Source organism: Kolteria novifilia (genome assembly GCA_007748055.1).
In the GTDB taxonomy this organism is placed as follows: Bacteria; Planctomycetota; Planctomycetia; order Kolteriales; family Kolteriaceae; genus Kolteria; species Kolteria novifilia.
The window spans coordinates 3,005,186-3,031,773 of record CP036279.1 but is presented as its reverse complement, the minus strand read 5'-3'; the positions used below and the strand labels follow the sequence as shown (position 1 = coordinate 3,031,773).

The window sequence follows — 26,588 nt, the reverse complement described above, 5'->3', positions numbered from 1 at the left end:
GACCTGAGTGCCATGACGATGACACAAGGCTAGTTCTCCGAGGGATGCGAACTCGCCGCCGATTCGCGGTGATGACCGTCCACGGGGCGGGCGTTTCCGCTGTTGCCTCGGTGGATGTCGAGCGAGTCCTCGAACGAGCGAATGTGCAGATCTTGCTGCGGGAAGGCGATCTCGATATTGGCGGCGCGGTAGGCCAAGTCGATGTCGCGATGCAGCTCGTGAATCGTCTCGAGCCGGTTGTCGAACTCCTTGAGATAACAACGCAGGACGAGGTTCAGCGTGCTATCGCCGAATCCCTCGAACGTCGCCAGCGGCTTGGGATCGTCCATGATCGACGGGTGATCGTTGGCGACCTTCAGGAGGGTGTCGCGGGCGAGCGTCATGTCCGAGCCATACGCGACGCCGACGTTGATCACGATTCGGTTGATCGTGTTGGTCAGCGTCCAGTTCATCAGCCGGCCGGTAATGAACTCCTTGTTGGGGACGATGAACTCCTTGCGGTCCCAGTCGGTGATCGTGGTGGCGCGAATGCGGATCCGGGAAACGACCCCGCTGACGTCGTCGACGGTGACGATGTCACCCACTCGAATGGGACGCTCCAGCAGGAGGATCAATCCGGAGACGAAGTTGGCGAAAATCTCCTGGAGACCAAAACCCAAGCCGACGGTGACCGCCGCCGCGAGCCATTGCACGTTCGACCACCGAATCCCGATCACCGCCAGCGCGAGGATCGCTCCCACCAGCGTGATGACGTAGCGGACGATCGTCGTGATCGCGTAGCGTCCCCCCGCGTCGACGGGCAGATGTTTCAAGATGGTAATCTCGAGCAGACCGGGAACATTCTTGCTGGCGATCACCGTCATCAACAGGATCAAGCCCCCCAGGATGAAGTGCCCAACCGTCAGTTCGACCGCGTTGTCCCCCTCGGCCGAAGTCGCCATGAGCGACCAAGGATCGAGCACGCCCAACGCGGGGAGCATGTCCATCCAGACGCCCCACATCGCGAGCGTGATCGCCAAGCCGGTCAAGCCGCGAAGCAACTGCCGCGTCTGCACGTCGACTTGCGAGAGATCGACTTCGCGTTCCTCGGTGACTTGGATGACGTTCTGTTGAAGCTGTGGTTGGACCGACGGGTCCGAGGACTCCCCCGTGGCGGCGGCCAACGCGGCTTCCTCGGCGCGGCGTTCCTCGGCGAGTTTGCGAGCCAATTTGCCGCGAGCGACAAGCAACCACCGCAGACACAGCGCGTAGACCAGCGCGATGACCAGAAACAGCGCGATCGTGATCTCGAGCTTCCGTTCGAGCTGCAGCGCGGTGTAGTGGTAGCCGATCACCGAGAGCACGGCGGGGACCAGGGGTAGGCAGACCAGACTATAGCGAACCGGCTTGTCGTAACGGGCGAGGAAGCCGTCCGGATAGCGGGAGACCCATTCGGCGAAGACTCCCACCCGGGGTCGCGTGTTGCGAATCATGAAGACCGAGATGCCGGCCAAGCCGAGGATGAAGGCGATCCGCCCAAGCGCCTGCTGTCCATCCTCGTTGCTCCAGTTTTCCACTTCCGTGGCGGAGACGATGAAGATCAGCGGCAGCTCGTAAACCATCAGCCAGTGAAGACTGCGCCGAACGCCCGCGACGCTCGAAGCGCGCCAGCGAAAGTGAACCTCCGCCAACCCGTGCGGTCGCCAGACCTGACGGACCAGCTCGAACGCGAGGAAGAAGAACGCGACCATGCAAAGGCTCTCGCCCACGGTCTTGCTGAAGATTCGCGCGTCGGGAAAATTCTGAATGGTCCAGCCGACGATCCACATCAGCCCGGGCCAAAGAACCGCCATCAACGCCGTCAAGACGAGAGCTTCTCCCGTCAACGAATAGGTGTCGACGTAGCTCTTCGAGACTCTCTTGCCGATCGTTTTAAGCCGAACCCTCAAGCGTCGCTGTACCGCCAAGAGGACGAGAAAGAGGATCATCGCCACGCCGGCCAGCACGGCGTGAACCCGGATCTCGTTGGCGAAGAGGTGGAACAGATGCAACCAGCTCTTCGGACTGACGAGCCAACTGAGGGCGTCCCAGGAATCGGGAAAGTCGCTCAATCCCAACGGGGCGGTGCTGCGAATCCAAAGGATGTGCCGCGAGATGAACTCGTCGGATGTCTGGGTCTCCTCGACGAGCGCCCGTTCGGCGGTATCGAGTTCGACGAGCGTCGTGAAGTACGTGTCGTAGTCACCGATGAGTTCATCGAGGAACTTCCGCTGGGACTCGAGAAGCCGCCGCGCCTCGCGCGAGATCTCCTCGCGCTCGGTCAGGGGCATGTTCGCGGGCAAATCGTTCAGGACGCCCTGGATGTGGGGCGAGAGCGTGGCCAACTCCGACCGTTTCTCCCGGAATTCGTCGAGTTTCAGCATCACTTCGGTGATCTGCGTCCGACGGTCCGCGAGATTGCTCAAGTGGCGACCGATGTCCGGAAGGGCGTCGCGCTGCTTTCGCAGGAGCAACCCGATCGCGTGGGTCAGACGACCGGCCCCCTCGACTTGATCGACGAGTCGACCTCGGTCCCCGCTAAGGGTTTGGATTTTCGCCCGAATCGCCTGTTCCGTTTCCGAAGCCTTCTTGATCGCGACGCCAAGGCCTTTCTCCCCGGTCCGCTGCTCGGCGAGTTCCGCGTTGTCGAGGGCCAGCTTTTGCAGTTCGGTGTTGTCGGTGACCATCGCTTTGCGAGCGGCTTCCTTCGCTTCGGCCGCCTGTTTCTTGGCTTCCTTCTGGCGACGTTTGAGCACCGCCTCCTGGAGCAGCTTGACCTCCTTGGAAAGGTGGCTGACCTTGCGAACCGCTTGGTCCCGTCGCAAGGAGGTGAGCTCGCCGGTGTGCTCGTAGGTCCCAAGTTCGCATTTGAGGGACTGATCGCGAACCTTCAGCAGCATGAGTTGTGATTCGAAGAAGGCTTGCTTGGCCTTCTTCACTTCGAGCGGCTCCGTCGAGTCCGCGTTGGCCTCGAGCTGCTTGCGAGCCTTCTCCATCGCCTCGGCGTCTGCGGCCAAGGTCTTGGGGATTTCCAGCCGCCGTACCGCCCGCCGGGAGGGTTCGCTTTCGAGCTGTTCCGCCATTTCGCGGGCCGCGTTGAGTTCCTTCTCCGTCTTGTCGAGGCGCTTTTGGAGTTCCGTGAGGGAGGTGTCCGGAGAGATCTCCTCGAGCAAGGGCATCGGCTGCCCGAGTTCCTTCTTGAGTTCCTCGGGCGACGACGCCTCGTTCATCAAACTTAGAAAGTGGGCCTCGCGCTCGCTTTCCTTCTGGCAGTTTTGCAACTGTTCGACGGTTTTCTGGTAGAGATCGATGAGCTCCTTCTTCTGCTCGTCCTTAAGCTCCTTGGACTCCTCGACCTCCTTGATTCGCTTCTCGACCATCTCGATCGTCAACCGCGGCGCGAACGGTTCCGTCGGAGTGGAGCCGGGGTCGGGCTTCTGCTCCTTCGCCTCCTTCTCCTTCTTGGCCTCCTCCTCGGGCAGCTCGTCGGCGGCCGGTTGGTCGGCCGTGGGATCGTCCGCCGCGTCGGGTTGGGGGATACCGCTGGTTGGCGTGGGTTCGCTCCGCTTGCTCTCCTGCGCGTGGAGCGACGTCGTGGTCCCCACGGCGATCCAACCCGCGATGAGGAGCAAGGCAAGCCTGCAAAGTTGGCGATTCAAGACGCTCGTGCCTCGTCTGTTGCTAGCTTGACCACGCGTCCCGTTGCGTGGCCTGGCTCGGCCGCGCGATCCGGCGCGCGGCGATCGCTGCTCGCTCCCGGCGAGTTGACGGGGGCGACCAGCCCTGGTCGCGGCTTCCGATGCGCGCCAGGATGGCCCGATCTATTCCTATCGTGAATGCCCCCCGATGCTCAAGCCTGGTTGCGAGATCGGAGCAAGTGCGGGGACCGACGGTGGGTCGAGCGTCAATCGATGGCGGGCCAAAACAGGAGTATCAGGATGCCGCCGAGGAACGCCACGCCGAATGCGGAGCCGACACGCCACAGCAGTTGACGATGCCCCAACAGCGCGACGGCTCCCGCCTTGAAGAAGAGGTTCGAGAGGGCTCCGACCAGAATCATGCGCCAACCCACGTCGATATCGAGCTGTTCCTCACCGATCAGTTGAGCCGTCGAGAGGGTGATCGCGTCCATGTCGGTCAGGCCCGAAAGGCCGGCGACGATGTACAGTCCGGTGTTGCCGAAGTGCTCCCTCACCGCCGCGACGGCGAAGAGCACCGCCGCGTAGAGGAGTCCAAAGACGACCGCCGCCTTCAACTCCGACGGATCCTCCTCGATTGGAAGGTGCTCGGATTCTCCCTCCACGCGGAAATAGAGGAACGCGGAAACGGTCGCCATCAGTCCCGCCATCGCGAACAAGGGTGGCAAAATGCGCGTCAGGATGTGAGGCGCGACGATATAGATCTCGAAGACAACGCGACCAAAGACGATGGTCGAGGCGATCATGATGACGACCGTCGCCATGCTGGCGGTCTCGGGCGTTCCGCGAGTGCGCCGCGCATAGCTCACGGTGGTGGCGGTACTCGAAATGAGTCCGCCGAGCACCCCGCCGAGAAGAGTCCCCGTTCGCGCTCCGAGAAACTTGTACGCGATGTACCCGCCTAGACTGATCCCCACGATCAGCACGACCATGAACCAGATCTGAAAGGGGTTGATGACGGCATAGGGTCCGAAGCTTCGATCGGGAACGACAGGCAATAGCACCAGCGCGATCAAGACGAGTTGGACGATCGCGCGGACATCGCGTTCGCCCAGCCGCTCGATGAAGGCGTGAAGCGGCCGCTTCCATTGCAGCAACACCGCCATCGCCCCGGCCACCACGACCGCCATGAGCATCCAGCCCAGGCCAATCGCCACGCCAACGAGATACATCGTCAGCGCGGCGGCCTGAGTGGTGAGCCCCGGCTCTCCGCTCGCGGTCTTCGCCTTGAGAATGCTGCCGACGGTCAGCATCGTCGCCACGGTGAGCAGTCCGGCGCCAATGATCCATCCGCCGGTATCTTCGGCGATCAGCGCCACGAAGGTCCCGTAGATCGTGAGGATGCCGAAGGTCCGAATACCGGCGACGTGCGGCGCCGTCCACTCACGCTGCAAACCGACCAAGAGGCCCAGCCCAAGGGACAGTCCGAGTTTCTGAGCGACAGAAGGGTCCATCGATGAACCTATCGTGTGGTGAAACACTCTCCTTCCACCGTAACTCCGACTCGTGACGCCCGCAATCCTCCCCAAGACAAAGCGCCGCAACCGGGCGTCACCCAAACGACTGCCCCTCTCGCTTCGATTGACGCGATCGAGCGTTTGGGATATGAGGCTCGCTTCTCCAAGGAGACAGGGACAGGCAGCGGCTCGGAGTGAACGTTGCGCGCGCACGCTTCTCCAGTTCCCCTCGCCTTCCCACGAAGAGTCGGCTTTCCATGCCGCCACCTTTTACAGCCGTGCGTGGTTTCGCGCCGCGGCCAAGGGTATCGATTCGCCCCGTCATCCGGTGGGCAATCGTTCTCTTCGCCCTGAGCGTCGCGGGCTGCGCGGCCATCTCCCCCAGTCCTCCGTTTCGATCGCTGAGCCAACGTGTCCTTCCCCCCGAGCCAGCGCCAACCACCACCGACGTGCTTCCCATCGACACCCTGCTTCTCAAGCCTCCCGAATCCGCCGAGCTCCCGACGCTCCCCGAGTCAACGTCGTCTCCCGACGTGGTCCCCATGCCCGGCGTGGAGAACATCACCTGGAGACGCGACGACCTGGAGAAGGTCATCGATGAGAGACAAGGACCGCTCCGCTTGGAGGAAGCGCTCGCGTTGGCCGAACGGCTCAATCCGAGGCTCCAGAAGATGCGGGCCCGCGTCGACAAGGCACGTGCGGGCAAACACGTCGCCTTCGCGGCGCTGCTCCCCGAGGCGCGGATCTCGTACCGGGATGTGGCGGGGACGCCCGCGGCGGCTCCCTTCTCCCTACCGACAATTCCAAGCTCCGTCGGGAATATCACCTTCGGGGGCGCCTCCGATCACTTTCAGATCGCCGAGCTGAACATGCAGTGGACGATCTGGGATTTCGGCAGGCTGCTCGGTCGCTTCGGGCAGGCGCAGGATCGCTGGCGCATCACCGAACTCCAGTGGCAACGGGCTCGACAGACCATTCATTTTGACGTGACGACCAGCTACCTCGAACTGCTGCGTGCCCGCGCGAACCGCCGGATCGCCGAGGAGTCGGTCAGGCGTGCCGAGTCGCACTTGACCGATGCGCGGCACCGACTGCGGCGCGGAACGGGCCTCAGGAACGACGTCCTGGAGTCGGAAGTTCTCGTCTCGCAGTCGCAGCTCGTGTTGGTCAAAGCGCGCACGAGCGAACGGGTCGCCCTGGCGGGTCTGAACCGCAAGATCGGACTGAACGTCAGCGAAGAGACCGACGTCCTCGAGCAAGCCGACGAACCCTTCTTCGATCTCTCCGTGGTCGAATGCCTTCAGTGGGCGGTCGATCACCGCGACGAGATCGGCGTTGTCCTGCGCGGCATCACCATCGCGCAGCGACAGCGGGGAATCTCCAAGGCCGAGTTTCTCCCCGAGGTCAAACTCGGTGGCGTCGGCTCGAGCATCGGCGGCCGAGGGATTCCGACCACGGAGATCCTGACCGGGGGCGTCAACGTCGAACTGGGACTCTTTGCCGGCGGGCAACGATTGGCGCGAATGAAGGTCGCCGACGCGGAACTCGCCGAGGCCTTCGCGCACGGCAAGGAGGTCTGCGATCTGATCGCGTACGAAGTGTGGACCGCGTACCTTTCCGTCGCCGACGCGAAGCAACGTCTTTCGCTCGCCGCGGTGGCGGTCGAGAGCGCCACCGAGAATTTGCGCCTCTACCGCAAACGGCTTGAGCGCGGCGACGCGATTCCGACCGATGTCGTCAACGCCGAACTGACGATGACTCGGGCCCAGCAGGGTTGGCTCGAAGCGGTGTACGATTACCAGGAGTCACTCGCGGCCGTCGCCTACGCGGTCGGAGTGCCGCTCGATCGACTCACCAGGCAGCGCGATGGTCAAGCAGCCTGCGCGGCCGAGACCGATCACTCCAGCGCCGAGAAGGGAGCTGTCGCGGACCATGACTGAACAAGTTCCGGTGACGAGCGAAATGGCCACGCCGAGACGGCGCAAGGTCTTCACGATCGGCGCGGCGCTGATCGTGCTCCTCCTACTGCTGGCGGCGGGAACCACGTTTCTCTGGAGTCGCTGGACGCATTCGATCAGCAACGATGCCTTTGTCGACGCCTACTTGATCAACGTCTCCCCTCAAGTCGCCGGCGATATCGTCGAGGTCTACGTGCGCGAGCAGCAGCGCGTCGAGGCGGGCCAGCTTCTCGCCCTGATCGACCCGACGCCCTACCAGCGGGAAGTGGCGTTGCTCGAGGCCGCGCGCGATGTGGCGACCGCCGCCCTTGAAAAGTCCAAGAGCGAACTGGCGTTCCTCGAAGAAGACGTCCCGCTGGCCATCGCCATCAGCGAGCGCCGGCTCCAGATCGCGCGCGATCGACTGGCCGAGATGGAAAGCGCCTTGCTCATGGTGACTCGCGATGTCGAGAACGGCGTGCGGGCGGCCTCGTTCCAGGTCGAGGCGGCCAAGGCGGCCGTCGTCCTCAGCGAAGAGGACTATGTCCGCTACGGCGCTCTCTACGAGGATCGCTCCGCGACCGAGCGCCGCTTCGAGGTGGCGACCAAGTCCTTCGAGCAGGCCCGCGCGCAGTTGGAGGCGAGCCGTGCCCGTCTCGGCCAGGCCGAAGCCCAACGGCAGCGCGTCCCAATCACCGAGCATCAGCGTGATGCGGCCCGCGGCGCGGTCGAGGAAGCCGAACGACAGGTCGAAGTCGCGCGGCTGCGGCGAATCGAGGTCGACGTCAAACGCCGCGCGGTCGTCGAACATCGACGGAAGGTCACCGAGGCCGAGCGGGCGATCGAACTGGCGGCCACCGAGGTCGAGTACACCCGCATCGTCGCTCCCTACGATGGCATCATCGCCAGGAAGTGGCGTCACCTCGGCGACTACGCCCAGCGGGGAGAGCCGCTCTTCAGCATGTACGATCCCGACTTCGTCTTCGTCACCTGCCATCTCGGCGAGGACAAACTCGACGGCGTCGCCCCCGGGAACCGGGTCTCGATCCAACTGGAGGCTTACGGCGAACCCTTCGAGGGCCGTGTCCTCTGGCTCGGTTCGGCGACGGGAGCGAACTTCTCGCTCTTGCCGCGTGATCTCTCCTCGGGCGAGTTCACCTACGTGATTCAGCGCGTTCCAACACGCATCCTGGTCGATCGGGATGAGCGTTGGCCCCTCTTGATTCCGGGACTCTCGGCGACGGTCCGCATCGACCATGGCCCGGGTGACCCGCAGTGGGTCGAGGAAGGGTTGCGCTGGGAAGATCGCGCCGCCCATCTTTCGGAGCGGGCCCGTGACTGACCCGTCCGAAGGAAACGGGGCGTCCAAAGACCCGTCCGAGGGAAACGGGGCGTCCAAAGACCCGTCCGAAGGAAACGGGGCGTCCAAAGACCCGTCCGAAGGAAACGGGGCGCCCAAAGACCCGTCCGAAGGAAACGGGGCGCCCAAAGACCCGTCCGAAGGAAACGGGGCGTCCAAAGACCCGTCCGAGGGAAACGGGGCGTCCAAAGACCCGTCCGAAGGAAACGGGGCGCCCATGGACTCCCTCGTGGGGTTGCTCCCCGGCCTCGCGACCATCATGCTCCACTCCGCGATGATCGATATCGCCCGCGCCGACGTCATCGACGGGCTGGGAACCGACAAGTATCGCATCGCCTGGATCAACACGACCTACCTGCTCGGCGGCGCCAGCGGCATGGCCCTCACGCGATTCTGCGCCAGCCGGTGGGGACTGCGCGGCAGCTACCTGGTCGCCCTCGTCCTCTTCGTGATCGCGAACATCACCAGCTCCCTCGCGCCGAACGTGAGGTGGCTCGCCGCCTCGCGACTCGTCGGTGGCGTGGGGATGGGGCTAGCGATCTCCTCCGCGATGGTCATGGTGTGGCGAGCTTTTCCCGGCCGGCGCGGCATGGGGATGGCGATCTACGCCTGCGCGGTCTACATCCCCGCCCTGCTCGGTCCGACCATCGGCGGCTACCTCACGTACACCCTGGGCTGGCGCTCAATCTTCCTGCTCGACGTCGTGCTCGGGTTGGGGGCCTTCGTCTGCGCCGAGCTGATGCTCCCCGAGGAGCCCGGTCCGCGCAAGCCCCTTGCGCTCGACGTGGTCGGCTTCATCCTGTTGCTCGGGTGGATCCTCTCGTTGAACGTCGTCCTCGACTGGGGACAATACCTCGGTTGGCTCAACAGTCTCTCCCTGCTCCTGTGGCTGGCGACCTTCCTCGTCGCGTTCGGTTCGTTCGTGGTCTGGGGGCTGCTGGCCGAAAACCCGCTCATCAGCCTGCGACCTTTTGGGCTACGCAACGTCGCCCTTGGGATTGCGATCAAGTCGATCGTCAGCGCCAACCTCTATGTCGTGATCGCGCTGCTTTCGAGCTACATGATCGGGGCCCGGCTCTACCAGTGGTGGCAAGGAGGGCTGATCCTCTTCCCGGCGGCACTGGCGATGTTCCTGTCGGCGAACCTGGGCGCGGTCCTCGGATCTGATCGCGATCGACGATGGCGGATGCTGCTGGGAATCGCCCTCATGGCGCTGATGACGTGGCGGCTTTCGGCGGTCGATCTCTACACCGCCAAGGGGTGGCTCGCGCTACAGCTAGGCTCTTGGGGGTTCGGCGCCGGCCTGGTCATTTCGCCGACGCTGGTGACGATCTTTCAGCCTCTGAACGACGAGCAGGCGTTGCGCTCGGCGGGCATCTTCAACATCTCCCGCTCCATCCCCGCGTTCATCGTCGGGGCGTTGGCGACCATCAGCCTGACGCAGACCACCGATTCGGTCTTCGATCGTCGCCGGCTCGAGATCACCCGCGATCGCCCCATCGTCGCCGAGACGACCGGTGCCCTCGACCGGCAGTTTCGCGACCGGGGTCAATCGCCGGAGCAACGCAAGAAGCAGGCTCGGGCGAGTCTCGGGGGATGGACCCATCGCAAGAGCCGCGCCGATGCCTACCAAGCGGTCTTCGTCTACTTGGCCCTTTTCACCGCGGCGGGGGCGGGACTGGCGCTTTTCGTTCGGCCGATGGAGTTGTCTCGAGAAGAGAATCGACGCCCTCATGGTGAGTCGGCGTCTTCCGCGTAGGTCAAGCCATTGCCTGAAGCGCCCATCGATGGACCTTCGTGATGAACGACTGGCCCGTTTCACCGGGGAGTGGTGGGTCGAGACCCACCCTACGAAGAGACGCATCGCGGAGTACTAGGCTTCGTTTCAAAATTAGGTCGTCGGCCCGAGGCTCAGCCAATCGATGCAGCCCGACAAAGTCCCGTGCCGATGCAGCGAGTCGAAGCCAAAGCCGAGCTTTGAGACGGAGCCTAGAACTCGCTCAGTTCGCGGACATCGTCGCGGTGAATCCAGCCCCAATCCTTCTTGTCGCTGTCGGTGTAGACCGAGTACCAGGCGCCGCGCTTTTCCTTGACGACGAGCTTCGTTTCGCGGACGGGACGAGAGACCACCCGGTTCTGAAACTCGACCTCGGCGGTGGGACTTGAGACCACCACGTGGGTCACCATCTCCCCCTTGTCGTCGGCGACCTTTCCGGGACGACGGGTCTGGTTGCGAATCACCGCCAACGCGGGAATGCCGATCATGTCCGGACTGATCTGACGCCAGGGCGTCTGACGCAGGTTCAGTTCGCGCTGCGCGGTGGTGCGCACCTTCTGGTAGGTGTAGCGGTAGAGTTCATCGGCATCGACGATGCGATCGCCGTCGCGGTCGGCCGACCCCCGAAGCCCCTCGGCCAGGAAGTACGTGAAGAGCCCATGCTTGAGCGTGCTCCACTCCTGCGACTTCTCGTTGGAGGTACAACTCGCGATCGTCATGAGCCCCTTGGCATCCTCGAAGACCTTGCTCAGCGTCGGATTGGAAACCGCTTCGGTCCCTTCGTCGCCCTTCGCCGCTCCCGCGTGGCAGCAGTCGAGGATGAGGATCTTCTGCTTCGCTTTGCACTCGTTGAGCATGTCGCGAAGCTCCTGCGTCCGCAGCGCCGTCTTGATCAGCGCGTCGCGGTCGCAATCTTGCGGTGCCAAGTAGCCCTGGGCCGCGCGATCGATGAAGCCGTGGCCCGAGAAGTAGACGAGCACCGTGTCTTCCTCGCCCGGATACGACAGCCAGTCACGCACCTGGGTCGTCAGGTTTCGCTTCATCGGCCGAAGGTGGGCCTTCTGCTGGCGATCGGTGATCAGCAGGACGTTGTCGGCGTCGTAGCCGCAGTACTGAACCAGCGTGTCATTGAGCAGGTGGGCGTCGGACACACAGTAGCGAAGATTGCGGACGCGGGTGTCGAGGTACTCGTTGACCCCGATAATCACCGCCCAACGCTGGCTGAAGTCCCGATTGCCGCGGCGGACGACCGAGCGCTCGACATCGACTTGGGCGTGAGCATGGCCTGCAAAGACCATCCCGACGAGAAGAACGAACCAACCGTGTCTTGTCATGGTCGAATCCAATACTCCGAATGAATAGTCGCTGGCGCGAACCGCTATTGGACCTCGACGAGGGCGACCTTTTCCCCCTTGTCGTCGACGCCGATCTTGTAGTGAGAGTGGGTCAGGTAGTGCGGCGCGGGCTGGACCTCGCCGCCGCTGGCGAAGTCGATCCGAATCGGCTCGCTGTTCTTGAGGATCGCCATCCGACCCTTGCGAATCCGTTGCGGACCGTCGGCGAGCATGAAGTAGAAGTCTTCGCTGTTGTTGCTGTTGTCGATGACGACCTCGAACTCACGGGTGTAGAGGTCCCAACCCTCCTCGCCCTGGACGAAGTCGTAGTAGGTCTCGGGCTCGAGCTCGTAAGTGAGCGTTTCGCCTCCTTCGGTTTTCTCGAAAGTGACCTTCACCGGTTCGGAGCCGAGTTCCTGGATGTACGAAGGTGGCAACGTATACTCCTCGCCGCCGATCGTGTACTTGATCGTCCCCTTGTTCTCGGCGGGGTTGCGAACCAAGACGATGCCCAGCGGCGGCTCCTCACCCAGATCCTTCATCGCCACGGCGGTGCTGCTGACGAGTTCGATCACCTTGCGACGATCGATCGAGATGTCGGTATCGCCCGCCTTGGGGCCGACCGCGACGACGTCGGTGCCGATGTAGAGGATGTCGCCAGGCGCGATACCGGGTACATGGATCACCGTTGCCTGGCTATCTAGCTCCGGATGCCAGACGCCGTTGGCGGGATGGAGGTCGACGACGTCCTTGTAGCGAGTGAACTCCTCGACCTCGTCGAGATACGCCGTCAGATGGCGCGGACGCGGAGCCCCGGTCACCCGCCCGGCATCCTTCATCACAACGCGAAGCTGTTGTGTCGCCCGGCGGACGCCACGAAAGTCTCCCGAGAGGGACTTGTCGCGAAGCTCGTCGAGGGCCACCTTGAGCTCGAAACGCTTGGTGTAGACGCGGCGATCGGGGATCTCCGCCCGACGAAGGGCGTTGTTCAGATCTCTCGGATCGTCGCTGTACTCGATGGCATCCTCGACGTCGAAGATGTCCTCACGAGTCGCGCCGCGAAGGTTGAGGGCGTTGACCAAGCTATCCCGATCTTGCTCCATGATCAGGCCGGGGTGCAGTTCGTCCTCGATCAGCTTGAGTTGGGCGAGAAGCCGTTTGTCGAAGGCGGCGCTGAGATCATCGAGAAGCTGTTGGTTCGCGGGCGGCACGTAGAGCGCGAACTCGTTGCTCGGAATCGCTTCGGGCTGAGCCAGCTCCTTCTCTTCTTCGGGCTCTTCCTCCGTCGCCTCCGGCTCCTTGGCCGGTTCGAGATTCGGCTCGGCGACGTGACGGGCGCCGTAGTAATTCGACCGACGGCTCTGGTAGTCGTGCTCGTAGACCGGCGAGACCCGCTGGGGCCCCCCGTGGCCCCATCCGGAGTCGCGACCTCCGAAGAGTTTCTTCTTCGCGTCGGAGATCGCCTGATCGGCGCGGCCGTTATTGATCCACTGCTTGAGTTCGCCGTTGCGATTGATGAACTGCTTTAGCTTGCGTTCGGCTTTGTTGGTGTTCCCGAATCGGTCGGAGAGATCGTCGCGTTTCTCGTCGAGCCTGCCCTGCAACCGGCGGTTCTTGTTCTCTTGGATGCGTTGGAAGATGTTGCCGACGCCTCCACCTTGGCGTTGGCCGCTCGACCCGGAGTTCCGGTTCCCGCTCGAGCCGGAATTGCGATTGGAGTTGCGGTTGCCCCCGAAGATCTTGAATTGAGCCTGTGCGGGAGCGGTGAACGCAAGGGCAAGGCAAGTCACGAGAAGAGACTTTGACAGATGGCGCATCGGCTGACCTCTCGTTGCGGCGTCGACAGGGTCCACGGGATGTTCCCTAGGGGCTCTAACCCATGATAAGGATCAGCCCGCGAAACCGGCGGTTTTTTCCGGTCGTAGCGAAAATCTCGTCAGCGAGAACGTCCCGAAACGTTCGAACGACCGTCTTCTCGACCGTCCGAGGGCGAGGCGTATCGACGAGCTACCGGAACGCCCGCGACCAATCAGGAGCCAGCGAAGCCACAAATGCACCATAAAGCCCATCACCATTTCCCTGTTTGGGTCCTTCGAGTGATTGCGAGAAGGTAGGGTTGAACTTGACAATAGAATGGCCGAAGCCGGAACCCATAGCGCTGAGTTGGCAACCGCGAGAGAGGTACCTATGACTCCGAATCGAAAGCTGTTGGTCGTCGATGACGATATGGCCGTCGCTCAAACCATCGCTCGATATCTCCGCTACGCCGATGTCGACGTCACCGTGCTCACCGATCCGCTCAAGGCGATGGACTTGGTTCAGAGTGAAGGCTTTCCGCTGGCGCTGCTCGACATCCAGATGCCGGGGATGACCGGAATCGAACTGCTCCGGGAAATCAAGGCCTACGACGGCTCCATCAAGGTCATCATGATGACCGGCTACGCCACGCTCGGGAATCTGACCGATGCGCGGCAAGCGGGGGCCGACGACATCCTGACCAAACCGATCCTCGACATGGACTTCCTCAGCACGCTCGTCGACCAGGCCTACGATCGCATCGCCCGATGGGAGAGCGTCATAGGCAAAGCTCGCTCCTTTGAACCGTCGGTCTAGGCACGTCGAACAACTTGCCGAAGCGTCTCTTGCGATGCCAGGTCCCGGCATTTCTGGCGATTCCCGCATCTCCATGCGAGCGTGTACCCACTCGGCGCTCATGAAGCCCTTTGCCGACGAACTTGCCATATCGTTCGCCAGCGGAATGGCCCATTTGACTCTCCGGGTGCCACTGCCACTAGCGGTCAGTGCCGGAATCGTCGGACTCCGCCAACACGACGCTCACGTTTAGATAGACACTAAGGCGAGGTCTTCTTGGTGGATGTCCCCTGACGGGTGGGCGTCGCGCCGGACTCCTTGGGCGCTGGGGCAGTCGACTCGGGCTCTCCAAGCAAGGAGGCCTCTGGAAACGCGGACGGCTTCACGGCTTCTTTCGATGCTCCCTCCTCTCCCCGCAGTCGGCTTGCGCGCGACGGAGAGGGAAGATGCGGCACCCAGCCATCCTCGTTGAGCTGCCTCACCATTTCATCGAGCGGCGTCTCGCTCACATCGATCGCCTTGATCACCCCCCGCTCGTCGATGAAGAAAGTCGTCGGGATCGCGAAGACCAAGTCGTACGGCAACGGCAATACCTCGACCGACGCCACCGGGTAGGAGAACTCGTGCTCCTGGACAAACTCCTCGACTTCGTCGGCCGGCTCTTGGCTAATGCCGATCACCGTCACCTGCTCCGCGGGAATTTGCGTGGCCAACTCATTGAGTTGAGCGATTTGATCGCGACAGTGGGGGCACCACGTCGCCCAGAAGTCGAGGACGACTTGCCGGCCGCGCAGCGACGCGAGCGACATCCGCTTGCCAGCAACAGTGGTGAAACTGAGATCGGGAGCCGCCTTGCCAATCCACGAACGCAGGTTGCGGGCATCCTCTTGAAAACGGACCCCTCCGACCGTCCCACCGCCGACGAAGACCGTGCTCAAGAGGGCGACATTCAAGAGCGCCATGCCGATGCACTCGAGCGTCCAGAGAAGTAGGGTTAGGCGAAACTCGACGTTCAGCAGCCAACTGAGGACGACGCCGGAAACGAGAAACGCGATCAAGAATGCCGCGCCGTACATCCAGCCGTCAATGACTTTCGACTCGTGGGGGAAGGTACCGAACAGGTCGATCATCAGCACGCCGAGGGTCATCCCCGCCGCCAATGCCAGGAAACTCGCGAACGCGACCGCGACATAGCGGGGCGGCCTTCTGAGCAACAGTCGGCTGGCCCAGGTGAAGAGGAGCGCCCCCAGTCCGAGCGTGAGGAGCGTGATCAGCGGCCAGTACCCGCCGTACATGAACGCGACCCAGCGCAGTCCCGACCCGATGTCCATCGACCCATCTCCTCGACCGACCGTGGCGACACCGCCATTTCACTCAGGCGGCGTCCGCGTCGGCGCTTGTCTTACGACCGTCGCCTCGAAACGTCCGTCGCGAGCGAGGGAAACCGACGTGGCAACCCGATGACAGCGGTCCCTAACAGCCCGCTGATTGAAGCGGGCCAAGGCGAGAACGAGCGATGCTGGCCAAGACCAAGGAGAAGAAACGCAGGCGAATCCATAGATTCGTCGAGTTTCGACAACGCCGAGATTGGCCAAGAGGGCCGTTCCTAGCCGGTAGCGAATAGATCAACGGGCTGCTAGGCAGACTCGCTCTCGCGGAACGAGAAGCCGAACGAATCGGGCGCCGATCTCTCCGCCTTGCCTCGTAGGTGTCCCTCTTTCAGGTTGGGGGGATTGGCCGCCGAAAATCAACGCTCCAGAGTCGACTTTTGCCCGTGCCGTTCCCCGAGAAGCCACTATGATCGGACGTTGTGCCCCCATCAGGTGGCACCGAAACGGCATCGACGATCCGAATTCTCACCACGGAGTGCCCCCATGAGCAGCGCCGAGAATCAAGAGACTCCCCAAGAGCAATCGCCCCAAGAGACCGCCGAGCAGGTCTTGCAAGAGGTGCGCGAGACGTGGCGCAAGCATTGGCTCTTCTTCCTCCTCTTGGGCATCGGCTTCGTCTTCCTGGGCATGGTGGCGATCTCGGTTCCCTTCTTGGCCACGCTGTGGGTGGAGATCGCGATCGGCGTCGTCCTGATCATCGGCGGGCTCTCCCAGACGATCCATTCCTTCTGGGTTCGCGACTGGGGCGGCTTCATCATGTCGCTGCTCTGCGGCGTCGCGGCGACCTTCCTCGGGTTGCTGGCCCTTTGGTTTCCCGCGGCGGGCATCCTCACGCTCACCAGCCTGCTAGCCGCATTCCTCGTGGTCAACGGCGTCTTCAAGATCATCATGTCGGTCCAGATCGGCTCGTCGGGTCCCTGGGGCTGGCTCCTGCTCAGCGGGATCGTCGGCGTGGTCCTGGGCGCGTTCATCTACTTCGAGTTCCCTCTCAGCGCCGCGTGGGTACTCGGCGTCTTCCTTGGGGTCGATCTCATCTTCGGCGGTTGGGCGATGATCATGGTCGCCCTCTCGGCCAAGTCCTCGGTGGGAACCAATTCTCAGTAAGGCGACCCGTCGATCTCGCGTCGTCAGGGCCTTCGCGCTATCGATTGTCACGGCTGGCTTGGGGCCAGCCCTTGATGTCGCGCATTGATTGATTGCTACTGGTCCGATGACGTCGATGCGTCAGGCTCTTAGGTTCCCCTCTCCCCGTGGGAGAGCGAGCCTCTTGTTCCCCTCCTTCGTTCCCCTCTCCCCGTGGGAGAGCGAGCCTCTTGTTCCCCTCTCCCCGTGGGAGAGCGAGCCTCTTGTTCCCCTCTCCCCGTGGGAGAGCGAGCCTCTTGTTCCCCTCTCCCCGTGGGAGAGCGAGCCTCTTGTTCCCCTCTCCCCGTGGGAGAGCGAGCCTCTTGTTCCCCTCTCCCCGTGGGAGAGCGAGCCTCTTGTTCCCCTCTCCCCGTGGGAGAGCGAGCCAGTTGTTCCCCTCTCCCCGTGGGAGAGCGAACCAGTTGTTCCCCTCTCCCCGTGGGAGAGGGGTTAGGGGTGAGGGGGCTGCGTTTTGCCAAATCGCTTTGTTTTCCATGGCGTTGTTTCCCCTCACCCGTCTCGCTTCGCTCGCCGACCTCTCCCAGAGGGAGAGTCGAAGAATACCTGACCAACAGACGTAGTCGCACCACTACCTTCGTGTCAGCAAGATGAGGGCGGCGCGTCGAGAAGACTTGCCACCGCAAGCCCCAACCCGACGAGTAGGAAGCCCTCCCCGAATCCTTCACTCCTCCCCGCTTCGTGAGTTGCTTCACGGAACCTTCTCCCGACCGCGATACAAATACCCGAGCGGCCGATTGTCTTTCCTCGCGATGCGGCGACCTCGGCGATGCATCGGGGGCGAGGTAAGGTAGGATTGAGCGGCGACGTGCCTCGATCGCGACCGCGTACCTTGGGACACGAGGGTGAGTTCACGATGAGCGAGACCGCCAAAGACCTGCTGTTCGCGTTCCTGGCGCTGCGGCAGAACGCCGTCGACTCCGAGGCCCTCATGGAGATCCTCACCGATTGGGCCGAGAGTCAGGATCTCACCCTCCCCGACCTGCTGGTTCGAGAACAGGCCCTGCACGAGCAAGCCCGTCAGACGCTCGGCGAGCGGCTGGACGACACCCTCAACCACGATGGCGGCGATGCCGACGAGTCGCTCTGCTTTCTACTCCGGCAGGCCTTTCGCGAGGAGAACCGCACCGCGATCCAGGCGTTTCTCAACCGAACCTTCGTCGTCCCTCAAGCGGACGTCGATGAAGCTCACTCGAAGGGCGGAGCTCCCGGTGCGCGGTTCGAGTCGGTCGAGATGTTCGCCCAAGGGGGCTTGGGACGCATCTGGCGCGCCGAGGATCCCACCCTCCGTCGAACGATCGCGATGAAGGATCTCAAGCCGGAACTAGCCGGGAACGAAACCGCCCGCAAGCGGTTCCTCCGCGAGGCCCGCGTCACCGGGCAATTGCAGCATCCGAACATCGTTCCGATCTACGAGTTGATCCCGTCGACCAACGGCTCGAGCCCCTCGTACACCATGCGGTTGATTCAGGGGCTCACCCTCGATGAGGCGATCGCCCGCTCGCACGGCGACAAGGATCAAGATCCCGAACACCCCATCACGCTTCGCACGCTGCTGGAAGCCTTCATCGACGTCTGCCAGGCGGTCGGCTACGCCCACTCGCGCGGCGTCATCCATCGCGACCTCAAGCCGGCCAACATCATCCTCGGTACCTACGGCGAGGTCATGCTCCTCGATTGGGGGCTCGCCAAACTCGTCGATGCCGAGGAGGACGACGTCGAGGTCGACGCGGAACCCATCGCCGATGGAGACGACGACGTCGAAACCAAGGTCGGCCAAGTCGTCGGGACGCCTGCCTACATGGCTCCGGAGCAAGCCGCCGGCAATGTCCCCGAGATCGACTCGCGCACCGACATCTACGGACTGGGGGCGATCCTCTTTCACATCGTCACCGGCCACGAGCCACATCAGCGACGCCCCGGAGAGACGATCGCGGAATCGATCACCCGGATCGCCAAGGAACCCGCCCCACGTCCGCGCTCGATCAAGGCGGGCGTCTCTTCCGAGTTGGACGCGATCACCTCGACCGCGATGGCGTTCGACGGCAACAAACGCTACTCCAGCGCGATGGCCCTCTCCTGCGATGTGCGCCACGCGCTCGCGGGTGACCCCGTCTCGGTCTATCGCGAGCCACTCTCGCGCCGGTTCGCGCGGTGGGCCCTACGGCATCGGCTCCTGACCCAGATTTTCGCGGTCCTGACGCTGCTGGTCATCTGCATCGCCTCGACGATCGCGACCCAGAGCTGGGAGAACCGGTCGACGCTGCTTAAATTGCAGATGATGACCTTGCAGAACCAGGCCCACGAGTTGGCCGCCGCGATGCGGTCGAAGGTGCGGCAAGAGATCAACAACGTCCGCATGGGGGCCGAACTCGCGTCGGTTCAGAAGGCCTTGCAAGACCACAAGACCAGCGGGAGTGTCAACGCAACGACGCGAGCGATCGTGATCAAGCAGCTTCGCCAAATCCTCGCGGCCGAGCCGGGCCTGTTGGAGACCGAGGTGATCGACCCCGAGGGCAACGAAATCCTCCGCGCCAACTTCACCATGACCACCGACTCGCGCGTCGCGACCGCCCCGCCCCAGTCGCTGCGACAGCTCGGCTTTCGCGAGGATGTCGCCACCGCGCTCAAGCTTCAGCCCGGCGAGGTTCACGTCCAGCAAACCCGCTTCGCCGACCCCGAGGATCCGACCGCTCGTCGTCCCGGGGTCGTGGTCGCCACTCCGATCTATCTCGGCGACAGCGAGACGCCCAGCGGTGTCTTCGTCACCTTTCTCGACTACTTCCTCATCTTCAAGGAACTTTGCAATCGCGACCCGAAGCAGACCGCCTACTTGACGACGCTCGAGGGCGACTACTTCTTCGCCTTCATCCCCGAGCGGGACGCCGAGCTACCCAAGGGGAACATCGCGACGCACTACACCTCCGTGGGAGAGCTACTCGACAAGCCCGAGGCGAACAAGACGCTCGAAGTCTTTCGGTCGAACGACGGCAACGAGATGATCTTCGGGCGCTTCGTCTACTTGCCGAAGGTCTCCGAGAAGGACGCGATCGGCCTCTTCCTGACCTACCCGCGCAGCGCGGTCGTCTCTCAATCGCAGGTGCTCAGCTTGGAGTTGGTGATCGGTCTTTCCGCGATCGTCCTCATCGCGATCGCCCTGGCGCTCTTCTTCTCCCGGTCGATGACGCGGCTCGCCCAATCGTCGGTGTGAGCGAAGCAACGTCCGACCGCTCTCCCGTAGGTCAGGCCATTGCCTGCCGCGAGCGCCGGTCGACCTCGATGGTGGATCACCCGCCTTGTGTCATGCAGGCGTCAGCCGTGATCGAACCAACTCTCGAACCCTTCGAAGGTTCGCCAATCGGACTTGGGTTCCGATGGTGGGTTCGTGGCTTCGTCACTGGCGGGTTCACTCGAACCGAGCCACTTGTTGAGACGATCCTTCGCCTCCCCACCGGCGGCCGGTTCGGCATTCGTCGAGGGGGGGCCGGTTTCGTCGAGCGTGGAGGCGTACGTGTCAATCCACGAACCCTGATTGGCCCAATCGGTGAAGGCTTCCGGGTCGCTAACCGCGGAGTCGCGTCGCTGCCGGGCCTTCTCGGAGAGCTGCCCGAACGACTTCCAATCGTGCCGGTTCCACCAAGCCTCGTGGTCGCGCGCCCATTCGACCTCCGGGATGAGAAGTTCCTTTTCGCCAAGTTGCTCGAGGAGCTTCCAGTTGGGATCGTCGGCCTTGTCGTATTTGGCGAGCAATTCGCCGGCGCGGGCGACGTGCTCCTCGACCTCTCCGCGCAGGGCCGCGAACTGCTCCTGAATTTTCTGGGCATCCTCCGGCTTCAGGTCCGAGAGGATGTGAGCTTCCATCTTCGCCAGATTGCTCTTCATCATTTCGAGGGACATCGTGATCTCATTTCCTCCCTGGTCTCGATCGAGTCGCCGGACGTCCTCGGGCTTCGGGTTTGCCCGCGCGGGGATGCTCGAATCACTTGACGACGGACTCGCCCGTCACGCGTCAGCCGTCTCGGGCCACAAGTGCTCCCCGCGGGAAACTTCCAGTCCCAGCTCCAGAAAGCGACGAATCGTCCCCTTGTAGTCCCGCCCCCGGTAGGTGCTCAGCGACAGCAAGCCGGCCGTGATCAGACCGCGACCATGGGCCTCATCGGTCCCGGCCATCGGTCCAAAGGCATCGGCCAGTCGGGCGAACGGGCTGCGATCCCCCACGGACTCGCGCGCCTCGCGGACGTGCTGACCACAGGTCGGACAGGGCTTCATCACCCAGTCGACCATCCGCTTGGTCACCGCCTCTTCGCTCTGATCGAGCGAATGGTCCTTCGTCGCCGAGCCGACACAGAGAGTCGCCCACCAGACCATCATTCGCTTGGGAAGGGCGTAGGCCACGAACCAGAGCGCCTCGGCCAGTCGTTCCTCGCGGACCAAACGCTCGAGGGCTTCGCCGGGGCTGGCAGCCTCTTGGCAGATCGCGCGGGCCTCGTCCTTGAACCGTGGAATCGATGCCGCGATTTCGGCCGACGAACGAGCGATCGGCGGGTCATCAAGTGGAGTCACTGCTCATCTCCTCCTCGGGTTAGCCCATGGTCATGACTGGCTTGCCGTTGACCGTCAGGGCTCCCACGACATTGACGGGCCCGGTGAAAACCGAGGCGCCGGTGACGTTGACGGCGCCGGTGATGGACGTGGCCCCCGTGATCGTCGTCGGCGCGGTCAACGCGATCGCGGAGCTTTGAAGCGTGATCGCGGCTCCGTCGAGCGTGAGCACCCCGGCGGTGATGTCGACTGTCGCCATGCCGTCAATGAGGACCACCGGCGCGGACGCCTTCACCAGTGCCGCCGAGGTCAGCATGAGGTCCGTTCCCGCCGTCACCGCGTAGGAGGTCATCACCGTCGTCTCGCGTTTGATGTCGCTGCGGCGCGAGCTTTCGGTGTTCTGATAGCTCACTTCGTACAAGCCGACGTTCACGCTCGTGCGCAGGAGATCCGCGTTCAGGTTGCAGTCGAGCCCACGGGCGGTCATCGAGATGTTGCGTTCCTGGGCCGTGATCGAGAGCCCGACCCCAATCGAGAGCGACGTGATCAGCCCGACGTTGTTCAACTGAAAGCCGCCGAGATTGACGACCGTGTTGTTGCCGATGGTGACCGCCTGCCGGGCGCCCATCGCGACCGAGAGATCGCTCTCCCCTTCCATCATCACTTCGCGGCGGCCGGTGACTCGCGAGACATAGTCGCCGTCGATCGTCTCGAGATGGTTGCCGTTGATCGTTTCGACCACGGGCCCGTGGTTGACGATCTCCCGGGACGTGATCGCATCGGGGAGTCCGTATTGTTGGCGGGTGTAGCCCTGGGTCACCTCCGAACGTGAGCCGACGACATACTCCTCGTAGTAGCCGTTGGCGCTGTAGTGGCCGATCGTCGGTCCGGGGTCGAGATCCGAACTCGTGACGACTTCGTCCTCGTCCGACTCGTACCGGGTCGGCGCCTCGGGGCGCGGATGGGAGTTAAACGCGACGCGCGGGTCGTCCAGACCGGTCGTCGCCGGCGCGGCGGGAGTGGTGGTTGGTGGCGTCGACGGTGCCAAGGGCGACGCGGGCGCCGACGTCTGGCTATTGTCGTTTGGCTCGGACAGGAAGCCACCATTGGAAGATCCGGAGGGGAACGGAAAGCCGACCCCGATCCAGTAGCGCTCGCCAACGAGTTCCTCCCGACGCCGTTCGGTATCGATAAAGAGATCGCGCTCCGAGTGGAGCTTCACGTGCTCGCGTCCCGAGGCGTCCTCGATCCGTAGTTCGCTGAAGTTCGACGCGTCCCCCCCCCGAGAATCGCTTCGGATCCCCATTCGCGTTCGTTCTTCGGGAAGAGTAAACGGAGGCCGTTGGGTCGCGTTGTAGACGCTGCCGACAATCAGAGGCCGTTCCGGATCCCCCTCTTCGAAGGCGACGACCACCTCCTGACCGACTCTCGGAATGACGTTGGCTCCCCATCCCTGACCGGCCCAGAGTTGAGCAACGCGAATCGAAACCGACTCCTCCGCGCCGCCACTCTCCTCCCTGACCCACGGGAAACGGACGCGGACCCGGCCAAGCGTATCGGTGGAGATCTCCTCTCCCTGGGGACCGACAACGATCGCCGTCTGAACGCCCGCGATGGTCGGGCGCGGCGTCCGGCGCCGCTGACGAAATGGCAAGCTGACCGGAATACAACGAAAGCTGTTCGCGTAGCTGCTCGGTTCCTCGCCGCCAGCCCGGGGAGGCGGTTGTGTCGCCACGTGCGCGACCGAGCGGAGGAAATACTCCCCATCGTGAGGAGCGTCGCCAGTCAGCGCGAACCGGAACCCGGGACTCAGCAGCACGGCGTTGCTTCTCCCGTCGACCCAGAAGCTACCCATCAAGTCGGCTTCGAGCAGGTGATCGACCAGGCGCGTCGACTCGGCGAAGATCCCATCGAGCGAAACACCCCCGTTCCCCTCTTGTTCGTACCACTGGGCGAAGTGTCCCGGGTACTGGGTCGCTTCGATGTCGTCGTTCCAGGTGAGGACGGGTCGGTCTTCGGTGCCGACGCGAATCTGCCGTTCGGGGACCCGGCTGGCGAGGACATCGCGTTGGGTCAATCCGTAGGCGGTATCGGCGATGGAAACGCGCCCGGTGGCGACATCCTGGACAATCTCCCATTCGGACACGCTCGGATCGATGGAGGATTCGCCCTGCGTCGCGCGAAACGGGAGTGGATTCAGTCCGGGAAGAGTCGCCGACTGCGTCGAGGTGTCGGCGATCACGAGTTGGTGGGCGGACTCGGTGTGCCTGAAGTAGAAGTAGAGCCCCTCCTCTTCCAACACCCGATTGACGAAATCGATGTCCGACTCTTGATACTGCACGCGGTACTCGCGTGGCTCGTAGTCGGCTCTCAGCTCGAAGGCGACGTCGTAGCCGCGCAGGACGACTTCCAACACTTGCCGGACCGTCTTGCGCTGGAAGATCCGCGAACGCCTGGTCCGCGCCAATGGCCAGCAAGCGGGAACGAGTTCCGCTTGGTAGTGGGTGAAGGTCGCGTCACGCCGACGGCGTCGTAGCGAGCGAATGATGCCGTGAAAGAACCGCTCGCCCGCGCCGATGTCCCGCAAACGCAGGCTCGCGGGACGACCGACCACATCGCGGACATCGATGGTGGTCGCGTTGTCGACGAGCAAGTCGAGCTTGAACACGAAGAGTCGCGAGATCTCCTCCCGGCCCTCGAACCGCGTCACGTGGAAGGTGTCCGTTCCGAGGGGAGTTGTCAACGCGATCCACTGGGCGGTCTCGACTGAACTCATCTTCGCTAGCTCCATTGGGTCTTCCAGCCTCATCGGCCGAGCCTTGTTGTACCCTGCTCAATCCGAAACTGATACGGGAAAATCAATGGGTAGACAGTCGCTCGCGAACGCGTTTTAGAGTTTGTCGGGAAGTGTGTGAACCAGCTCACTGTCAAGCCGTCGACGGTGTCCTGTCGCACACATCCGTGAGGAGAAAATCGCACCTTGCTGGATCCCCCGGGAATCCCTCGTCGAGTTGGCCGGGCATAGCGGGACGATCCCCGGAGGTCAATCGGAACGGGTGGGCGGCGCGGCGGCGACGGACCGCTCGCATCGTCGGGATGGCCGGAAAACTCGACCACCGATCGCGTCATGGAAGAGGAAGAATGACGCGGGAACCTTGATCTCGAGCGTCCGAGCGGTACCGTATATAGTTTGGAGAGGACGGGCATCACTCACGGATCCTCAGCCCATCCGGCTTGCCCCTCCCTGGTCCGGGCTGACGCCCTCACCTGCCCTACGGCGATGAAACATTCGACAAGCTCCCCACGCTACCTTCATCAGTCTGACTGGACCGAAAGTCATCTTCTACGCTGATCGGCATCGTGCTGCTTCCCATCGCCAAAGAGTTCTCGGCCGTGGAGTTGGCCAATGTATTTTGAGTTCGTCTGCACCAAATGTGACAAGAAGCTAAAAGTTCGCGAGGAGAATATCGGCCGTCGGGTTCGCTGCCCGTACTGCCATCACTCCCAAGTCGTCAGTCGGGACGAGTCTCCCGAGGACGACAAGATGCCTTGGGATGCCGGCGCGGACAGCCCGTCCAAACCGTCGAGTCCCGATCAAAGCCCCGCGGTCGGCGGCGAGAAGCGGCCCGCCCCCAGCGGGAAGAGTTCCACGACCCAGCATTCCGGTGGTAGCGAAAGCGGCGAAAGCTGTACCGAGGTCAGTCTCGGCTTCAGCGCCGCGGTCGGCTTCGCTATCTTCGTCGTCTTCTACGGCGCCCTGTTCCCCTTCCGCCATCTCTTCATCGGGGAACTCTTCTACGAGCGCGGCTGGGTGCCGATCGCCCTCGTCTTCCTGATGGGCTGGTCCGCCGCGATCCTCGTGCTCAAGCAACGCAAACTGAGCCGTCAGAAGGAGTCGATGCTCTTCGACCTCCTACCCAACGACATCGGCGAACTGATCACGGTCAAGAATGCCGGCGAGTTCACCAAGCACGTTCGCTCGCTACCCGTCCAGCCGACCGAGAGCTTTCTGGTCAATCGTGTCCTCCGCGGTCTCGAACACTTCCGTGTCCTTAAGAGCAATCCGGAAGTCGCCGATCGCCTTTCGTCGCAGTCGGACATCGACGCCAACGCGGTCGGCTCCAGCTACACGATGCTGAAGGTCTTCATTTGGGCGATTCCGATCCTCGGCTTCATCGGCACCGTCATGGGGATCAGCGACGCGGTGGGCGGCTTTTCCGGGTCGCTTTCGGGAGCTCAGGACATCTCCGTCCTGAAGGATTCGCTCAATAGCGTCACCGGCGGTCTGGCCACGGCGTTCGACACGACCCTCATCGCGTTGGTGATGAGTATCTGCGTCATGATTCCGACCAGTACGATGCAGAAGTCCGAAGAGGATTTGCTCAACTGGGTCGATGAATACTGCAACGAGAACCTGCTCAAGCGTCTCAAGGACGTCAATCGCGATCGTCCAACGACCGCGTCGATCGACGAAGGGGCGATGCAGCAAGCGATCGACGGCGCGATGGCCAACCACCACGCCGAACTGCGGACCTGGACCAAGAAGCTCGAAGCGATTGGCGCGACCCTCGGCGACGAGAACCGCAAGAGCTGGAAAGAGATCGACGACCAACTTCAGGTCCGGCAAACCAAGTACCTCAAGCAAGTCGACACACTCGCGGCCAAGCTCGGCGAGAAGCAGGCTTCGATCGTCGGTTCGCTCGAGAGTGTCGGACGTTCCCTCGCGGACACCCAGCGACTTCTGGCCGAGAACTTCAGTCAAGTCTCCAAGGCCGCCGAAGCCCGCGCCGAAGCGACCCTGGTCGAGGCCGAACAGGAACGCCAGAAGGTCGAGGGCGGCCTGGCCGATCTGGTCCGTGAACTCCGCGACTCAATCGAGGGATTGACCCAATCGACCCGAAAGAGTTCGGAGACCACGATGGAGTTGATTGGCCAAGTCGCCGAACGCTCCATCGACGCTCAAAGCGAGATGATCGACTCGGTCCGCAAGTCGTCGCACGAGTTGACCGAGTGCCTCGGCAATGTCGAGACCGGCGTCTCGTCGCTCAACGGCGTGCTCGAACGGCTCGGCGAACGCCAAGTCGTCGTCGAGAACCGGATCGAGCCCCGTCGCGGCGGTTGGAGTTTCTTCTCCCGCAGCAACGGCAGTTGAACATGTAGGGTGGGAGATTTGACCTCTCCCACGGGGAGAGGTCGGCGAGCGAAGCGAGACGGGTGAGGGGACGAAACGCTCTGAAGTAAACGGCGGTTCGGCGAAAGTAAGCCCCCTCACCCCTTCCCCCTCTCCCACGGGGAGAGGGGAACAAGAGGCTTCCTCTCCCACCGGGAGAGGGGAACAAGAG

General features: G+C 63.0%; 15 protein-coding genes. 7 read left to right on the top strand and 8 right to left on the bottom strand.

Annotation, left to right across the window (positions count from 1 at the left end):
* Positions 1-29 precede the first annotated feature (29 nt).
* Together Pan216_RS11170 and Pan216_RS11165 are read right to left on the bottom strand one after the other, a co-directional pair.
* The gene (locus Pan216_RS11170; RefSeq protein ID WP_145258073.1) at positions 30-3,677 is read right to left on the bottom strand and encodes a mechanosensitive ion channel domain-containing protein; all 3,648 of its coding nucleotides are present in this window, start codon (positions 3,675-3,677) and stop codon (positions 30-32) included.
* A 245-nt stretch (positions 3,678-3,922) separates the two neighbouring features.
* Positions 3,923-5,170 carry an MgtC/SapB family protein gene (locus Pan216_RS11165; RefSeq protein WP_145258072.1) on the bottom strand — a complete coding sequence of 416 codons (1,248 nt, stop codon included), beginning with the start codon at positions 5,168-5,170 and terminating at the stop codon, positions 3,923-3,925.
* Positions 5,171-5,430: 260 nt separating this feature from the next.
* Between Pan216_RS11165 and Pan216_RS11160 the strand changes: the two genes are divergently transcribed.
* The 3 genes from Pan216_RS11160 to Pan216_RS11150 all read left to right on the top strand — a co-directional run bounded on the left by Pan216_RS11160 (position 5,431) and on the right by Pan216_RS11150 (position 10,229).
* On the top strand, positions 5,431-7,113 hold the full coding sequence (locus tag Pan216_RS11160; RefSeq protein ID WP_145258071.1) for a TolC family protein: 1,683 nt from the start codon (positions 5,431-5,433) through the stop codon (positions 7,111-7,113).
* Positions 7,106-8,452: an HlyD family secretion protein gene (locus Pan216_RS11155; protein ID WP_419193524.1), complete on the top strand. Its 1,347-nt coding sequence runs from the start codon at positions 7,106-7,108 to the stop codon at positions 8,450-8,452. The genes Pan216_RS11160 and Pan216_RS11155 overlap by 8 nt, the downstream gene beginning before the upstream one ends.
* 235 nt (positions 8,453-8,687) lie before the next feature.
* The gene (locus Pan216_RS11150; protein ID WP_145258069.1) at positions 8,688-10,229 is read left to right on the top strand and encodes an MFS transporter; all 1,542 of its coding nucleotides are present in this window, start codon (positions 8,688-8,690) and stop codon (positions 10,227-10,229) included.
* A gap of 230 nt (positions 10,230-10,459) precedes the next feature.
* On the opposite strand, the gene Pan216_RS11145 is transcribed toward Pan216_RS11150, so the two are convergent.
* Positions 10,460-11,581, bottom strand: coding sequence for a caspase family protein (locus Pan216_RS11145; RefSeq protein ID WP_145258068.1), 1,122 nt, complete (start codon positions 11,579-11,581; stop codon positions 10,460-10,462).
* 44 nt (positions 11,582-11,625) lie between these two features.
* Positions 11,626-13,398, bottom strand: a complete 1,773-nt coding sequence (locus Pan216_RS11140; protein ID WP_145258067.1) for a hypothetical protein — start codon at positions 13,396-13,398, stop codon at positions 11,626-11,628.
* A gap of 370 nt (positions 13,399-13,768) precedes the next feature.
* Between Pan216_RS11140 and Pan216_RS11135 the strand changes: the two genes are divergently transcribed.
* The gene (locus Pan216_RS11135) at positions 13,769-14,194 is read left to right on the top strand and encodes a response regulator (protein WP_419193523.1); all 426 of its coding nucleotides are present in this window, start codon (positions 13,769-13,771) and stop codon (positions 14,192-14,194) included.
* A gap of 239 nt (positions 14,195-14,433) precedes the next feature.
* On the opposite strand, the gene Pan216_RS11130 is transcribed toward Pan216_RS11135, so the two are convergent.
* Positions 14,434-15,504 carry a peroxiredoxin family protein gene (locus Pan216_RS11130; RefSeq protein ID WP_145258065.1) on the bottom strand — a complete coding sequence of 357 codons (1,071 nt, stop codon included), beginning with the start codon at positions 15,502-15,504 and terminating at the stop codon, positions 14,434-14,436.
* A 543-nt stretch (positions 15,505-16,047) separates the two neighbouring features.
* Between Pan216_RS11130 and Pan216_RS11125 the strand changes: the two genes are divergently transcribed.
* Both Pan216_RS11125 and Pan216_RS11120 read left to right on the top strand, forming a co-directional pair.
* A complete protein-coding gene (locus Pan216_RS11125; RefSeq protein WP_145258064.1) occupies positions 16,048-16,668 on the top strand; it encodes an HdeD family acid-resistance protein in 621 nt (206 codons plus the stop codon).
* A gap of 892 nt (positions 16,669-17,560) precedes the next feature.
* Positions 17,561-19,915, top strand: a complete 2,355-nt coding sequence (locus Pan216_RS11120) for a serine/threonine-protein kinase (protein ID WP_419193522.1) — start codon at positions 17,561-17,563, stop codon at positions 19,913-19,915.
* Between the two features lie 101 nt (positions 19,916-20,016).
* Here the strand turns inward: Pan216_RS11120 and Pan216_RS11115 are convergent, their stop codons facing one another.
* From Pan216_RS11115 to tssI, 3 genes are all read right to left on the bottom strand, one after another.
* Entirely contained in the window at positions 20,017-20,601 is a 585-nt protein-coding gene (locus tag Pan216_RS11115) for a hypothetical protein (RefSeq protein ID WP_145258062.1), read from the bottom strand.
* A 105-nt stretch (positions 20,602-20,706) separates the two neighbouring features.
* Positions 20,707-21,267: a DUF6931 family protein gene (locus Pan216_RS11110; protein WP_145258061.1), complete on the bottom strand. Its 561-nt coding sequence runs from the start codon at positions 21,265-21,267 to the stop codon at positions 20,707-20,709.
* A 19-nt stretch (positions 21,268-21,286) separates the two neighbouring features.
* The gene (gene tssI / locus Pan216_RS11105) at positions 21,287-24,022 is read right to left on the bottom strand and encodes a type VI secretion system tip protein TssI/VgrG (RefSeq protein ID WP_419193521.1); all 2,736 of its coding nucleotides are present in this window, start codon (positions 24,020-24,022) and stop codon (positions 21,287-21,289) included.
* Positions 24,023-24,652: 630 nt separating this feature from the next.
* Here tssI and Pan216_RS11100 point away from each other — a divergent pair.
* On the top strand, positions 24,653-26,398 hold the full coding sequence (locus Pan216_RS11100; protein ID WP_145258059.1) for a MotA/TolQ/ExbB proton channel family protein: 1,746 nt from the start codon (positions 24,653-24,655) through the stop codon (positions 26,396-26,398).
* The last annotated feature ends 190 nt before the right edge of the window (positions 26,399-26,588 follow it).

Excerpts from the sequence above, each read along its gene's own strand:
- Pan216_RS11100 (WP_145258059.1), top strand. The coding sequence starts at position 24,653 with ATGTATTTTGAGTTCGTCTGCACCAAATGTGACAAGAAGCTAAAAGTT.
- Pan216_RS11130 (WP_145258065.1), bottom strand. The coding sequence starts at position 15,504 with ATGGACATCGGGTCGGGACTGCGCTGGGTCGCGTTCATGTACGGCGGG.
- Pan216_RS11120 (WP_419193522.1), top strand. The coding sequence starts at position 17,561 with ATGAGCGAGACCGCCAAAGACCTGCTGTTCGCGTTCCTGGCGCTGCGG.
- Pan216_RS11145 (WP_145258068.1), bottom strand. The coding sequence starts at position 11,581 with ATGACAAGACACGGTTGGTTCGTTCTTCTCGTCGGGATGGTCTTTGCA.
- tssI (WP_419193521.1), bottom strand. The coding sequence starts at position 24,022 with ATGAGTTCAGTCGAGACCGCCCAGTGGATCGCGTTGACAACTCCCCTC.
- Pan216_RS11165 (WP_145258072.1), bottom strand. The coding sequence starts at position 5,170 with ATGGACCCTTCTGTCGCTCAGAAACTCGGACTGTCCCTTGGGCTGGGC.
- Pan216_RS11125 (WP_145258064.1), top strand. The coding sequence starts at position 16,048 with ATGAGCAGCGCCGAGAATCAAGAGACTCCCCAAGAGCAATCGCCCCAA.
- Pan216_RS11115 (WP_145258062.1), bottom strand. The coding sequence starts at position 20,601 with ATGTCCCTCGAAATGATGAAGAGCAATCTGGCGAAGATGGAAGCTCAC.
- Pan216_RS11160 (WP_145258071.1), top strand. The coding sequence starts at position 5,431 with ATGCCGCCACCTTTTACAGCCGTGCGTGGTTTCGCGCCGCGGCCAAGG.
- Pan216_RS11155 (WP_419193524.1), top strand. The coding sequence starts at position 7,106 with ATGACTGAACAAGTTCCGGTGACGAGCGAAATGGCCACGCCGAGACGG.
- Pan216_RS11140 (WP_145258067.1), bottom strand. The coding sequence starts at position 13,398 with ATGCGCCATCTGTCAAAGTCTCTTCTCGTGACTTGCCTTGCCCTTGCG.
- Pan216_RS11150 (WP_145258069.1), top strand. The coding sequence starts at position 8,688 with ATGGACTCCCTCGTGGGGTTGCTCCCCGGCCTCGCGACCATCATGCTC.
- Pan216_RS11135 (WP_419193523.1), top strand. The coding sequence starts at position 13,769 with ATGACTCCGAATCGAAAGCTGTTGGTCGTCGATGACGATATGGCCGTC.